11 protein-coding genes and 1 pseudogene are annotated in these 12,963 nt (G+C 63.6%); 2 read left to right on the top strand and 10 right to left on the bottom strand.

Annotated features, from left to right (window positions below; translation table 11 throughout):
• Positions 1-605: 605 nt before the first annotated feature.
• Positions 606-1,517 carry an AraC family transcriptional regulator N-terminal domain-containing protein gene (locus WCE05_RS24950; RefSeq protein ID WP_368816768.1) on the bottom strand — a complete coding sequence of 304 codons (912 nt, stop codon included), beginning with the start codon at positions 1,515-1,517 and terminating at the stop codon, positions 606-608.
• A 150-nt stretch (positions 1,518-1,667) separates the two neighbouring features.
• Between WCE05_RS24950 and WCE05_RS24945 the strand changes: the two genes are divergently transcribed.
• Positions 1,668-2,501 (top strand): oxidoreductase, encoded by an 834-nt coding sequence (locus tag WCE05_RS24945; RefSeq protein ID WP_225788346.1) that lies wholly within the window; start codon positions 1,668-1,670, stop codon positions 2,499-2,501.
• A gap of 4 nt (positions 2,502-2,505) precedes the next feature.
• Here WCE05_RS24945 and WCE05_RS24940 read toward each other — a convergent pair whose 3' ends face one another.
• Positions 2,506-3,360 carry a LysR family transcriptional regulator gene (locus tag WCE05_RS24940; RefSeq protein ID WP_225788347.1) on the bottom strand — a complete coding sequence of 285 codons (855 nt, stop codon included), beginning with the start codon at positions 3,358-3,360 and terminating at the stop codon, positions 2,506-2,508.
• A gap of 98 nt (positions 3,361-3,458) precedes the next feature.
• Here WCE05_RS24940 and WCE05_RS24935 point away from each other — a divergent pair, with 98 nt between their 5' ends.
• Complete coding sequence (locus WCE05_RS24935; protein ID WP_225788348.1) at positions 3,459-4,367, top strand: DMT family transporter; 909 nt, start codon at positions 3,459-3,461, stop codon at positions 4,365-4,367.
• Between the two features lie 71 nt (positions 4,368-4,438).
• Here the strand turns inward: WCE05_RS24935 and WCE05_RS24930 are convergent, their stop codons facing one another.
• From WCE05_RS24930 to WCE05_RS24895, 8 genes and pseudogenes are all read right to left on the bottom strand, one after another.
• On the bottom strand, positions 4,439-5,338 hold the full coding sequence (locus WCE05_RS24930; protein ID WP_253081708.1) for a LysR family transcriptional regulator: 900 nt from the start codon (positions 5,336-5,338) through the stop codon (positions 4,439-4,441).
• Positions 5,339-5,384: 46 nt separating this feature from the next.
• Positions 5,385-7,418, bottom strand: a complete 2,034-nt coding sequence (locus tag WCE05_RS24925; RefSeq protein ID WP_368816767.1) for a pyridoxamine 5'-phosphate oxidase family protein — start codon at positions 7,416-7,418, stop codon at positions 5,385-5,387.
• A 27-nt stretch (positions 7,419-7,445) separates the two neighbouring features.
• Positions 7,446-8,075: a glutathione S-transferase family protein gene (locus tag WCE05_RS24920; protein ID WP_253081710.1), complete on the bottom strand. Its 630-nt coding sequence runs from the start codon at positions 8,073-8,075 to the stop codon at positions 7,446-7,448.
• A 191-nt stretch (positions 8,076-8,266) separates the two neighbouring features.
• Positions 8,267-8,821 carry a UPF0149 family protein gene (locus tag WCE05_RS24915; protein WP_225788352.1) on the bottom strand — a complete coding sequence of 185 codons (555 nt, stop codon included), beginning with the start codon at positions 8,819-8,821 and terminating at the stop codon, positions 8,267-8,269.
• 33 nt (positions 8,822-8,854) lie between these two features.
• Complete coding sequence (locus WCE05_RS24910; RefSeq protein WP_225788353.1) at positions 8,855-9,850, bottom strand: asparaginase; 996 nt, start codon at positions 9,848-9,850, stop codon at positions 8,855-8,857.
• On the bottom strand, positions 9,847-11,001 hold the full coding sequence (locus WCE05_RS24905) for a hypothetical protein (RefSeq protein WP_368816769.1): 1,155 nt from the start codon (positions 10,999-11,001) through the stop codon (positions 9,847-9,849). The genes WCE05_RS24910 and WCE05_RS24905 overlap by 4 nt, the downstream gene beginning before the upstream one ends.
• A 10-nt stretch (positions 11,002-11,011) precedes the next feature.
• Positions 11,012-11,908 (bottom strand): nitrilase family protein, encoded by an 897-nt coding sequence (locus tag WCE05_RS24900; protein ID WP_225788354.1) that lies wholly within the window; start codon positions 11,906-11,908, stop codon positions 11,012-11,014.
• Between the two features lie 147 nt (positions 11,909-12,055).
• Positions 12,056-12,843, bottom strand: a pseudogene (locus WCE05_RS24895) (FAD-dependent oxidoreductase); the annotation flags it as partial.
• Positions 12,844-12,963 lie beyond the last annotated feature (120 nt).

Here is a 12,963-nt window from a genome sequence, read left to right as displayed (position 1 = left end):
CTGCCAAATGGCTAATGCGGTTCACTTAAGTCTGTTGTGACATCGATGGGGGCTGCCTTGCCGCCCTTCGCGGGCAAGCCCGCTCCCACAGGATCGTGCATTTGCAGCGTACTTGTGGGAGCGGGCTTGCCCGCGAAGGGCCGCAAAGCGGCCCCAATGGCTTAAGTGAACGGCATTAGCCAAATGGCAGCCTTTTTTGTGCCTGCAGCGTCCACATCCCCACGCTCATGCATCTTGCAAGCTTTTGACGCAGTCCTGTGATGAGGAAGCCCCTTTTGCCTGTGGGTAAGCGTCGGCACAACTACACGAGTCTTCGCGTCTGACAGGCCCCAGGAGAAAAATGGCATCCCTTCCGAAGAACCCACTCAGCGAAGCGGCTATCGAGAGCCCGGAGAATCAGATCCCGGAAATAGCTGCCGCCGCCACACATCTAGCGTACTATCGCGCCCCATGCCGACGGTCGCGTTGAAGTGTTTGGCGAAACCAAGCCTCGGGGCAAGGTTACGACGGGCAAGGTCTTCACCGTTCGCAAACTGCATGGGCGCGCCTGAATTGAGTTTTTTGCCGGCCTGAACGGCTCCGGCAAGAGCACCGCGCAGCGGAACCTAATGGGAAGACACATACGACGCCTGCGCATGCGCCGGTGGAATAGCGAAACTCTCGCGCATGCGCCTGGCCTCCGCCTGGGGCGAGCGTCCGAACAGCCGCTTGAACTCGCGATTGAACTGCGAGGCGCTGGCATAGCCCACGGCATGGCTGGCAGCCTGCACCGTCATGCCCTGGCGCACGATCAGCAAGCGGGCCTGATGCAGGCGGGTGCATTTCACATATTGCATCGGCGACGTCTGGGTGATCGCCTTGAAGTGGCTGTGGAACGAAGGCACGCTCATGCCGGCTTCGTCGGCCAGTTGCGCAAGGTCGAGCGGCTGCGCGTAGGCCGTGTGAATACGCCGAAGCGCCTTGGCGATCCTGCCGAACTGCCCTTGCATGGCCAACGCGGCACGCATGACAGTACCCTGGGCGCCGGTCAGGACGCGGAAATACAGCTCGCGCAGCAAAGCGGGGCCGAGGATCGTCGCTTCGAGGGGGTCGTTCATCGCCGTCAGCAAGCGCAGGACGGAATCGGCGAGCGGCTCATCCATGGGGCTCGACATCATGCTCCGCGGCGCCTGCTTCGGCGAGGGCGCCTGCCGCTGGTCGATCTGGACCATCAGCTCGGCGGCGAGCTGGAAGTCCAGGTGCAGGTAGATGGCCAATAGCGGACGCTCGGCCGTCGCGTCCGTTTCCATGGTGAAGGGAACGGGCACGGCGACGGCCAGGTAGTGCTGCTCGTCGTACACATAGACCTGATCGCCGAAATACCCGCGCTTGCGGCCCTGGCATACGATCACGATACCGGGATCGTAGAGAACGGGTGTCCGCGCCAGGGGGCGATTCGATCTGAGGAGGCGGACGCTGGCCAGGGGCGTGAGGTTGTACCCCTCGCTAGGTGCCAGCGCCTCGAGCAGGGCAACCATGCACGCCTGGTTCGGGGACACCTGGTGATCGTGGCGTTCGGATACGGCATCTTTCATAGAATTAGGCAATAAAGTCAGAAGATACGCCCTCTGGCAGCGGCTGGCGGCTGAGTATTATGCGCTCATTCCCCCTGCAATGGAGCCATCGCCATGCCACCTCGCAAAACCCTGTTGATCACCGGAGCCAGCAGCGGCTTCGGGCTGGCCCTTGCCCAAGAAGCCTTGGCCGATGGCCATCGTGTGGTGGGCACGGTTCGTAGCGAGCAGGCCAAGGCCACGCTCGAAGCGCTCGCCCCCGGCCGGGCATTCGGACGGTTGCTGGACGTGACCGATTTCGCGGCCATCGACCAGGTGGTCGCCCAGGTCGAAACGACCGTCGGCTCGGTGGATGTGCTGGTGAACAGCGCCGGCTATGGCCACGAAGGCATCCTCGAAGAATCTCCGCTGTCGGAAATGCGCCGGCAGTTCGAGGTGAACGTGTTCGGCGCCGTGGCGATGATGAAGGCCGTGCTGCCGTACATGCGCCAACGGCGGCGCGGCCATATCCTGAACATCACCTCGATGGGCGGTTTCATCACCCTGCCCGGCATCGCCTACTACTGCGGCAGCAAGTTCGCGCTGGAGGGCATCTCCGAGGTGGTGGGCAAGGAAGTCGAAGGCTTCGGCATTGCCGTGACCGCCGTGGCGCCCGGCTCCTTCCGCACGGACTGGGCCGGCCGCTCCATGGTGCGAAGCCCTCGCTGCATCGCCGACTACGACACGCTGTTCGACCCTGTGCGCAAGGCGCGACAGGAAAAAAGCGGCAAGCAGCTTGGAGACCCGAAGAAAGCTGCCCGCGCCATGCTGGAGGTAATCGACTCGCAGCATCCGCCAGCCCACTTGCTGCTCGGCAGCGATGCCCTTGGCCTGGTGCGCCAGAAACTCGGGGCGCTCGGGGAGGAAATCGCCGCCTGGGAAACCCTCACCCGTTCCACGGATGGCTGAGGGCTCAAAGCCTGAAGTACTGCCCGATCATCTGCGAGAGCAGTACCACCGGCTCTTCCGACTGGGCCTGGGCGAACGTGAGGAACACGACGTCGTGCTCGGCGACCTCGGGCAGGCCTGCCAATATCACCATCCGGCCGGTGACACGCGAGCGGTCCAGCAGGGTGATCGCCATGCCCGTCTCCACGCATGCCTTCACTGCCTGGCTGGATGGGCTGTCCAGCACGACGCGCCATTTCCGCCCACTGTTGCGAAGTGCGCTCAGCATCGCCTCGCGATAGGGGCACTCCGCTGCGTAGAGCGCCAGGGGAAGTGGGTCGGCCAGAACCGATGGGCCGTTGGCTGCGCCGACCCACACCGGCGTGGTGCCAGCAAGCGGCTTCTGCCCGTCCACAGGTTCTCCCTTGGGCACCACGGCCACCGCCGCATGGAGCCTGCCGCGCCGGACCTGCTCGCGCAGCGTGAGGCTGGGCCCGGTCTTGACTTCCAGTACCACGTTCGGACGCTGTTCGGCGAAACAGGGCAGGATGTCGCGGATGACGTGGTCGGCATATTCATCCGGCACGCCGAGGCGGATACGCCCCGTCACACTGCTGCCCTGCACTTCGGACAGCACCCGATCATGGGTGTGGAGCAGCTCGGTGGTCGAGACCAGCAACCGCCTGCCGAGCGCCGTGAGGGAGACCGACTGGTTGTCGCGCTCCAGCAAGCGCCCACCTACGATGCTTTCCAGCCGCTGTATGTGCACGCTGATGGCGGCCGGGCTCTTGTGCAGCTGTTCGGCCGCCGCCTTGAAGCGACCGCTACGGGAGACCGCGTGGAAGGTGCGGAGTAGCTCGATATCCAGAATGGCGCTCATCGTTCATGAATCCTGAACCAGTATTTCCATTAATTTTGATTTATTAGATTAGCGCTGATTCGTAGTGTGTGCGCATGCCTCTGCTCTTGGGAGCCGTCATGAGCCTGTCCTCGAACTGCGGTTGCTTGCCCACTGCCCTCCCTCTGCCCCTCTTGGAAGCTGGGCTGGTGTTCGCCTGGAGTTCTGGTTTCGTCGGCGCGCGTTTCTCCGTCGACCAAGCGCCCCCGATGCTGGTCGTCTTCTGGCGCTGCATTGCCGTCATGCTCATCCTCCTGCCGTTCGTCTGGCGCCCTCTGCTGCGCATGTCACCGCGGGCCTTGCTGCACACCGCAGGCAGCGGCCTGCTGGCCATGGCGGGGTACCTGGCCGGTGTCGTGCAGGGCATCGCACTGGGCGTGCCGGCGGGCCTTGCCGCGTTGCTGGCGGACCTGCTGCCCTTGGGTGTCGCCGCGCTGTCCGCCGGATTGCTGGGGCAGCGGCTGAGCTTGCGCACCTGGTGCGGATTGGCGATCGGCCTGACAGGCGTGCTGCTGGTGACTGCCGATGCCCTGGGCCTGGGGCACGCCCCGCTGTGGGCCTACGCACTGCCCTTGCTCGGCATGCTGTCCCTGGCGCTGGCGACTCTTTGGCAGAAGCATTCGAAGGTGGCGACCAACGTCGGACTGTTGCCGAATCTGTGGCTTCACTGCTGCGCTTGCAGCGTGATTTTCGCCGGGCTCGCGAGTATCGAGGGCGGGTTGGCTCCGTTACCGACGCAGGGTTTCGCCGTGAGCGTGCTGTGGACAGCACTGCTCTCCAGCCTGGGTGGCTACGGGCTGTACTGGATATGCCTGAAGCGCTCCACGCCCACCCGGGTTGCGAGCGTCCTGTATCTCAGCCCCGCCGTTACCCTGGTGTGGGCCTGGGCCATGTTCGGCGACCCGCTCTCGTGGCAGATTGCACTTGGCACGGCGGTGTCCCTGGTTGGTGTCTGGATGGTGGTCAATGCAGAGGCGGCGATGTGTTGAAGAATGTGAACTTCTGCCAAGCGGTACTTTGTGGTGTTGGGGCCGCTGAGGGCACCCGAAATCTGCGTACCTCAACCTAAATGCACCTGCCCCCGCAGATGCTCCACCAGCATATCGATGAACGTCCGCACCTTGGCCGCCCCGTACTTGCTCTCCCGGTGCAGCACATGGATCGGCCACGGTGCTTCCTCGTACGCAGCCAGGATCACCTGCAAGCGCCCGTCCGCCAGCTCGTCGGCCACCTGGTAGGACAACAACCGCGCAATGCCAAGCCCGGCACTGGCAGCGGCGATGGCGGCGTCGTTGCCAGTGACCGTCAGGCGCGGCTTCATGCGGACCTGAGTCGGATCGTCGAGGGCGCCGAAGCGCCAGTCGGTGCGCGGCGAGAGATTGCCGGCAGCGATGACCGCGTGGCCTTGCAGCTCGGACGGATGACGCGGTGTACCGTGGCGCTCGAGGTACTCGGGCGAGGCGCACAGCAGCCGGCGCATCGAGCCCACGCGCAGCGCCTTGAGGCCAGAGTCGGGGAGCTGGCCGATGCGCACCGCGACGTCCATGCCCTCTTCCACCAGGTTCACCACACGGTCGAGGAAGTAGGCGGACACGTCCACCTCGGGGTACTGCTGCAGGTAGCGAACGATGCAGGGCATGACGAACTTCTTGCCGAACAGGATCGGCGCGGTCACCGCCAGATCGCCCTTGGGCGCCGCATTGATGCCGGCCGCGGCTTCGTTGGCCTCGACGATGCTGGCGAGGATATGCCGGGTGTCTTCCAGGTAGCGGCCGCCGGCTTCGGTCAAACGTACGCTGCGGGTGGTGCGCTGCAGCAGCTTGACCCCGAGCTGTTCTTCCAGGGCGCTGACGGCGCGGGTAACCGCCGCTGGCGAGATGCCCAGGCGACGCGCGGCGGCGGCGAAGCTCTCCAGCTCGCCGACCGCGACGAACACCTTCATCAGGTGGATCTGGTCCATGCCGCGCCCCTGTGGTTGTGGTCGATCGATTATTCCAGTGGCGGGGCTAGAGCTCCAGCACCAGCGGTTGCGTGCCCTCCTCGCCTTGGGCCGGGACGGCGCAACAAATCAGCACGCTGCCGCTGGGCGGCAGTTCGGCGGGCGGGTTCGGGTAGTGGGCCTGGCCGCTGGCCAACCGTGTCGCGCAGGTACCGCAGGCGCCACCACGGCAACTGAAGTCCGGGGACAGGCCGCGGCTTTCGGCGAGTTCCAGCAGGGTGCCGCTGCCGGGGGACCAGCGAGCTTCCTTCGCGGAAGTGGCGAAGTACACCGGCACCGATTCGGTGGCCGCTGGTGGCTGTTGCAGGGCGGGCTGGTCGTCGGTATGGCGACGCAGGGTCGAGGGGCCGAAGGCCTCGGCGTGGATGCGCGCGTCGGGCACGTGCACACCGCGCAGGCCTTCGTAGAGATCCTGGGTGAAGCTGGCTGGGCCGCACAGGTAGAAGTCGTAGTCGTCCAGCGCCAGGGTGGCCTTGATCTGCTCGATACCGAGGCGGCTGGCGAACTCATAGTCGCGACCTTGCACCGCCTGGGCTTCGGGCTGGCTCAGGGCGCGATGGAGGCTCAACAGGCCACCGGCTCGCTGCCTCAGCGTGGCGAGCTCCTCTTGAAACGGCAGGTCGGCCAGCGTGCGTGCGCCATGGAACAGGTAGATACGGCGCCCCTGTCCGGTGTTCAGTTGCTCGCGCAGCATGGCGATCAGTGGCGTGATGCCGACGCCCGCACCGGCCAGCACGATTGGCCGCAGGCTCTGCCGATCGAGGGTGAAGCGGCCCATGGGCAGACGCACGTCCAGCCGGTGGCCGACCTTCAGGTGCTCATGAAGATGCCGCGATACCGCCCCCTGCCGCTTGACGCTGATGCGCAGGTAGCCGTCGGATGGTGCACTGGAGAGGCTGTAGGTACGGATCAGCGGCGTCTCGCCAGCGAGCCGCAGGCGCACGGGGATGTGCTGGCCCGGGGCGAAGTCTACCGGCGCTTCATCCTCGGGCTGCAAGTAGAACGAGCGGATCTCGCGGCTCTCCTGTTCGATACGCACCACGCGCCAGGCCAGCCACTGGCGCTGGCGTTCGCGCTGTTGCAGGCGCTGCTCGGCCTCGACCCAAGTGCCGGTCATCAGGCTGGTCGGGGCGTATGCCTGGAAGGCCCAGCGCAGCGACACGGCGGCCGGACGGAACACCACCTGCTCGACCTGCACCGTCCAGAGCCGCTCGGCGCCTTCGAAGGCAGCGATCGAAGGGCTGTCCAGGATCACCTCGGTTCGCCCGCACAGCTGCAGCAGGTTGCCGCTGGTGAAGTCGACGAACAATAGGCCGGCGATGGGGTTCAGCAGCAGGTTGCCGAGGGTGTTGAAATGCAGGTTGCCGGCGTAGTCGGGGATGGTCAGGCGGTTGCCTTCGACCTTGATGAAGCCCGGCCGGCCACCGCGATGGGACACATCCACCGAGCGCTGGCCGTCGACCTGCTCGATGTAGCTGGCGACGAAGAAGGTGTCGGCGCCTTCGATCATGGCGATGGCGTCGGCATCCAGGTTCACTGCGTCGATGCGCCCTTGGGCAGGCTCGTCGACCCGGGTGTAGTCACGCTGCTGGATGTATTGCGGGCAGTTGCCGAACGACTGCTCCACCCCGACCTCCAACTGGCCGCCGTTGGCCTGGCGGATCAGGCCATTGAGACGATTGCGCCGCCGGGTGTGCAGTTCGATCCCGAGCAACCCGATCGCCTCCCCGGCGACCAGCCCTGGCGTAGCCGGGTCATCGGCGACGAGATCGGTAGCGATCAGCAGTTGCCGCGCATCGGGCGAGCGAACGAAGCCTTCCGGGCCTTCGAGCAGCGTCGCCCAAGGCTTGCCATCCGGGTCCACTGCACCTGCGACCAGGAATGGCAACTGATGGTAGAACGCGCGGTGCTGATCGGGCATGTAGTCGCGGATGACCTTCTGCCCGAACACCTCCATGCGCTGCGCGACACCGGCCTGCACCTGCAACTGCTTTTCACCTGCGTGCCAGGGCGAGGTGCGATGTTCGGGGCGGTCGTGCATGGTGGCATTCCTCGCGGAGCCTTCGGCTCAGAGGGTTTCCTGCAGGCCAATGACTGTGCGCGGCATCGGCACGAAGCCCGGCAGCGCTTCGATCCGGGCGAGCCAGGCGCGCACGTTGGGGTACGGTTCCAGCGACACATTGCCTTCGGGTGCATGGGCGATGTACGAGTAGTTGGCGACATCGGCAATGGTCGCCTCGTTGCCGACCAGGAACGGGCGCTCGACCAGTTCGGCGTCGACCACCTTGAGCAGGGCGTGGGCGCGGCCGATGACTTCGTCGGTGTTGAACGTGGCGCCGAACACCGTCACCAGGCGTGCGGCGGCGGGGCCGAAGGCCAGCGGCCCGGCGGCTACCGACAGCCAGCGCTGCACACGCGCGGCACCGACTGGGTCCTGGGGCAACCAGCGCTCACCGCCGTAGGCCTTGGCCAGATAGACCAGGATGGCGTTGGAGTCGGCGATGACGGTGCCGTTGTCGTCGATCACCGGCACCTGGCCGAAGGGGTTGAGGGCGAGGAAGTCGGGCTGCTTGTGGGCCCCCTTGGCCAGGTCGACGAAGACCAGCTCGGTGGGCAAGTTCAGCAGCGAAAGCATCAGCTCGATGCGGTGGGCGTGGCCGGATTTGGGGAAGTTATAGAGTTTGATCGGGCTTGGCATGTTCTCGGCTCCTGGTCAGCGCCGGGAGTGGCGCTGCTGGAGAACATGCTGCACTGGTTCGGCTGGCAGCAGAATCGTTGCGGGGAGCAATCCATAATTTCGGTAGGCGGAATAATGGGAGACGGCACCGGCCTATTCGCGGGCAAGCCCGCTCCCACAAGGCCTCTCGCAAGGCTTGCCCAATCTGGAACTCAATGCCGCTGCTGCTTCTGGTACCGGTACAGCCCACGGGCCGCCTCGACCACCTGCGGCACGCAGGCTTGATGCTCGTCGAAACTCATCGAATCGAGCAGCTCGAAGTTGTCTTCCAACCCATGCAACGAAATGGCCTTGAGCAGACGATCCTGCTCAGGCGGCAGCTCGCCCCATTCAGCCACCTGCGTGCCGCGCATGTAGCCGAAACACCATTCCTCGAGAATGATCGCCGGCCCCTCCTCGCCTTCGCTCTCTTCGAACAGTGGCGCGAAATGCTCGAGGTCGTCGGCCAGCTCGCCATCCACCTGGTTGGCATAGCGCAGCATCAGTGCGGTATAGGCCTCTTCCTGGGCCGGGCTCTTGAACTTGGGCACCTTGCCGCCAGCGACCGCAGGCAGCCATTGCTCGGGGTTGACCTTGACCGGCGAGCTGGCCAAGGCGGTGAAGAAGCCATTGAGCTCGGCCAGGTTGAGGACCGAATAGTCGTTGCCGTAGGTGATCAGCAGGTCTTCGAGGCGGTCGAGTTCTTTGTCGCTGAGAGCGGGAAGCATGGGCAGCGTGTCCTGGGTAAATGTGCGTGCACCCTAGCACAAGTGCCGGGGCCACGTGTCCAATAGCGCGGGGTCGCCTGTTCCAATCAGCAGCCAGAGCAGGATGCGGCACTTGCGAGGGCACAATGCGCCAGCCATACGCATGCCCTTGGCCTGAAGATCGATTTCTCCACCTGCAAAGCCGTACGTCGCCCTCGCGGTCGGACCGCTGCCAGTGCGTGTGGCCACGACGACCGGCATGTGCCGAGCAACGTTGGCCATCGCATCAGCCCAGGCGCTAGAGACATGGCCTGCACCAAAGCCGGCAACCACCAACCCTGCGTACCCTAACTTGGGGAGTACCTGCAGCAGCGCCGTGTCTGCATCGAGGCATGCCTCCAGCAAGGCGACGCGATGCTCCACCTGCCGTGGTGCAGGCAGCACCGTGCGCGGCAAGGGCGGGTGGCGGTAGGTCACATCTCCCTCCACGACCTCCCCTATAGGTCCACCACCGGGTGATTCGAAAGCAGCCATCGCCAGGCTGGCCACCTTGCGAACCCTGGCGGCCGAGTGAACCTGATCATTGATCACCACCAGCACGCCACGCCTACGACTGCCCGCATCTATCGCCACCTGCACCGCCGCCAGCAGGTTCGCCGGACCGTCAGCACCCGGGTGACTGGCCGAACGCATCGCACCGGTCATGACCAGCGGGGTGTCGAAAGGCCAGAGCAGGTCGAGGAAATAAGCCGTTTCCTCAAGGGTGTCGGTGCCTTGGGTGAGGACCACGGCCTGAGCGCCGTGCTCCACCTCACCACGGACCCAGGCCAGCACTTCCAGCAGTGCTTGGAAGCCGAGCGATGCGCTTGGCTCCAGACACAGCGTGGCGGTGCTGAACCACGCAAGCCCATCCAACTGCGGCAGTGACGCCAGCAACGCCTCGCAATCGAGCTTCGGTATCACCCCTTGCCCAGGTGCTGCGCACTGCATGCTGACCGTGCCGCCCAGACTGCCGATCGACAACCTTGGTAGTTCTGTCTTCTGTGTCATGCATTACCTCCTGCAAGCAACCCGACCAGGGGCAAGATCCCCTGGGTGCTGATGGCCATGGACAAAACATTGCCGATATAACCGTGCATGTAGGCCGGTAACCGCTGGCTGATCGCCACGGCCAAGGGCGGTGCGACCAATGCTCCCAGGACCGCGCTGGCGACTATCACTTGCCAACTGCCTCCTAGTGTGAGCACTGCGGCAGGAACGATCGACACGATGGGAATATAGGTGGGATACCAGCCATGCTCCATCCACTGCCGCCGCCAGACCAGCACACCAACCAGCGAGGCCAGTGCCTGCCCAATCACCATCTGCAGCACCAGATGCGAGCCATAGGCCGGTGCTGCTGGGGTCAACACGTAGGCCAGCAGTACCCCCAGGAGCAGCCCTAGGCTGGCCAGTTCATTGCCGAAGAACGGTGCTTCGCTGAAATCGGCCAGTACCCGGCGCAAGGTCCACAACACGCCGTAATCCGGTTTTGTCGCAAAGGGTACCGGCGTGGCAGGTTGCAAGCCACCACGTACCAACGAAGGGAAACGTCGGCACAGCAGGAAAGCCACCACGCTTGCCAGCGCCATGCCACTGACATTGCCGATCACCACCGGCAACTGCAGGGGATAGCACAGGTAGTTGACCAGCAACAGGCTCATGGGCGTTACCAGCAATGCACCAAGCAGCGCGCCATTGATCGCTACCCGCCAGCCACCGCCGAACAGCAGCACCATGGCCGCCGGTAGTGATACGAAAGCGACGAACGTCGGCTGCCAGGTACCACTGGAGAGGGTCCACCCCCATAGCGCATGACTGAGCAACAAGCCAAGCAGAGAGCTGGTGAACAGCCATGGCCACAGGCCTGTACCGTAGCAGATGGCGAAGCCTTGCCAGCGGTACCCACGGACATGGGTCCAATGTGCCAGGCCAGCGCCCAGCAGCAAACCGAGAGCCGGCAATTCGTGCTTGTAGAAAGCGACTTCGCTGATGTCGCCGATGATCCAGCGCAGCCTGCTCAATGGCTGGTCCAGAGTCGCTGTGAGCTGTGCGTAGTCTGGCCACTGGCCCAGCGCCAGGTTGACAATGAGCAGTACTGCCAGACCACTCAGGATCACGCTTGGTGTATGGGGTCGACGCGATGGGAAGGTCTGTTCCATGGCGCTCTCCTCAACGTGGCATCGGTGAATGAAGCCGATACCCCAGCATGGCGTCGTAGAGGTCCGTACGCCGGTCTCGGGGAAGATCATTGAGACTGTTCCAGATGGGGGCCGAGCGTGCGGTACTGAGATCCACGTCGGCATAGAGGATGCCCTCCTGCTCGGCGCTCGCCACCTCTCCGATAGGCCAACCGTTCGTGCCGGCGATCAGCGAACAACCCAGGAAGCGCCCGCCACGCTCGCGACCGATGCGGTTGGCCGCAGCGATGTAGACATTGTTGACGTGAGCGGCACTCATCGTGAGGTATGACGCCATGCAGCGCCCGGCTTCATCGAACAGTGGTGGTGGCGTCCATACCCAGTTGTTGAGGCTGCAAATGAGGTCGGCACCTTGCGCGGCCATGAGCCGGGGGACCTCTGGGAACCAGATGTCCCAGCAGATCAACAGCCCGATGCGGCCGATGGGGGTCTCGAATACCGGGAAACCCAGGTCGCCTGGTGTGAACCAGAGTTTCTCCTGGTTCCACAAGTGCGCCTTGCGGTAATGCCCCAAGCGGCCCTCGGGCCCGAACAGTACGGCGCTGTCATAGAGCTTGAGTCCGTCGCGCTCGGCAAATCCGGCGGCAAGATAGACCTGGTGCCCTTGGGCGAAGTCAGCCCAGGCCAGCAGGCTGCGACCGTCCTGCAAGGTCTCGGCGTGGGCGTAGGCCTCGGCGCGGGAGTGGAAGGTGTAGCCGGTATTGGCCAGCTCCGGCAACACGATCAGGTTGGCCCCTTCGCGTGCGGCACGCCGGGCCAAGGCCAGCCCCCTGCTCAGGTTCCCCTCGCAGTGCTCGAGCCCTACCTGGGGATCGTATTGGATGACTGCGATTCGAACGGGGCTGATGGGGATGCTGTGGTCGGGCATGGTGGCTTCCTTCTTGGAGTTGTTATGGAAGCCGCCAGTAGAACGGGGGCTGCTTGCTGAGCGACAGTCAGGGCAGTCCGATGTATCTGGAAGAAAAAGCAAAGATAGTAGAAAGAGCGGTCCTACATAGTTGTTTCAAACTCTCCCTTAACGCGCTTGGTAATGCGGATAATATTCGAGCTTGAAACCACCGTTGAATTGTGCAGCAGTGCGGTCACAGAGGTTAATCACAGTATCGATAGCTGTACGCAGGCAGGGCTCGGTCCAGCCGGCATCGACAGAGAACGACTCGCCGGCCAGATAGAGCCCAGAAATGCTGCTCAGGTCACGGTTATACTTCATTAGGCTCACAGCGTCGTAGTAGGTGCCAGCCCGGTACAACTTCGCACAACCCAACGCATTCCGGTCTGTAATCCACCGTTGTATGCAGATGTTTCCAGTATCGATGTAAGGCGAGATCGGCTCACCGATATTTGTGCAACGCAGCAAGATCCGGTCGAGTTCTTTCACGCACTTGTCCACCAGCTCACTATCGGAAAACACTGCTAGTTTGGAGGCATCGTCTTCCCAAGTGTAGCTGAGTAGTATGCAGTCTTGGGCATAGCTACCGCTATAGCGATAGGCATAGACGTCGTGGACGAAGCTGTCGGTGACCAGAATCTGTGGCAACTGTGGGTTGCGATCGAGGAAGCTTTTCTGCAGTGGCGCGTAGACCTTGCAACTGGTTTCCCAATGGGCATGCTTCCAGGCATCAATGATGTGCTGTGGCAGCATTTCCCTTGTGAAGCCATCGAGACACATCCCTGTCTCGATCAACCAGGATGGAGTGGTGAGCACCACATGTCGAACTCATCGCTCAGTAATTGCGCCTTGACCGGATTACTTTGGTGCCAACGATATTCAACCCGAATACGGCCGTCGGCCAGCTTGGGGACTGTCAGATTTTTTGTGTGCGGGCCGGTAACGGCCTGCCGTCAGGCAGGCCCTGATTCTCACCAGGTCGGCCTGATGAACCGGTCTCCGTACAGAATCGCAAATTGATTCATCGCGCTTTT

Origin of the sequence: Pseudomonas sp. I2, from assembly GCF_040984075.1 — a bacterium.
GTDB lineage: Bacteria > Pseudomonadota > Gammaproteobacteria > Pseudomonadales > Pseudomonadaceae > Aquipseudomonas > Aquipseudomonas guariconensis_B.
The sequence above is the reverse complement of the archived record's forward strand: the minus strand, read 5'-3'. Positions and strand labels throughout refer to the sequence as shown.

What these genes read in the sequence shown, in the direction of transcription:
- WCE05_RS24925 (WP_368816767.1), bottom strand. Translation starts at nt 7,418, where the DNA reads ATGCACGACCGCCCCGAACATCGCACCTCGCCCTGGCACGCAGGTGAA.
- WCE05_RS24900 (WP_225788354.1), bottom strand. Translation starts at nt 11,908, where the DNA reads ATGCCCGACCACAGCATCCCCATCAGCCCCGTTCGAATCGCAGTCATC.
- WCE05_RS24910 (WP_225788353.1), bottom strand. Translation starts at nt 9,850, where the DNA reads ATGACACAGAAGACAGAACTACCAAGGTTGTCGATCGGCAGTCTGGGC.
- WCE05_RS24905 (WP_368816769.1), bottom strand. Translation starts at nt 11,001, where the DNA reads ATGGAACAGACCTTCCCATCGCGTCGACCCCATACACCAAGCGTGATC.
- WCE05_RS24935 (WP_225788348.1), top strand. Translation starts at nt 3,459, where the DNA reads ATGAGCCTGTCCTCGAACTGCGGTTGCTTGCCCACTGCCCTCCCTCTG.
- WCE05_RS24930 (WP_253081708.1), bottom strand. Translation starts at nt 5,338, where the DNA reads ATGGACCAGATCCACCTGATGAAGGTGTTCGTCGCGGTCGGCGAGCTG.
- WCE05_RS24950 (WP_368816768.1), bottom strand. Translation starts at nt 1,517, where the DNA reads ATGGTTGCCCTGCTCGAGGCGCTGGCACCTAGCGAGGGGTACAACCTC.
- WCE05_RS24940 (WP_225788347.1), bottom strand. Translation starts at nt 3,360, where the DNA reads ATGAGCGCCATTCTGGATATCGAGCTACTCCGCACCTTCCACGCGGTC.
- WCE05_RS24915 (WP_225788352.1), bottom strand. Translation starts at nt 8,821, where the DNA reads ATGCTTCCCGCTCTCAGCGACAAAGAACTCGACCGCCTCGAAGACCTG.
- WCE05_RS24920 (WP_253081710.1), bottom strand. Translation starts at nt 8,075, where the DNA reads ATGCCAAGCCCGATCAAACTCTATAACTTCCCCAAATCCGGCCACGCC.
- WCE05_RS24945 (WP_225788346.1), top strand. Translation starts at nt 1,668, where the DNA reads ATGCCACCTCGCAAAACCCTGTTGATCACCGGAGCCAGCAGCGGCTTC.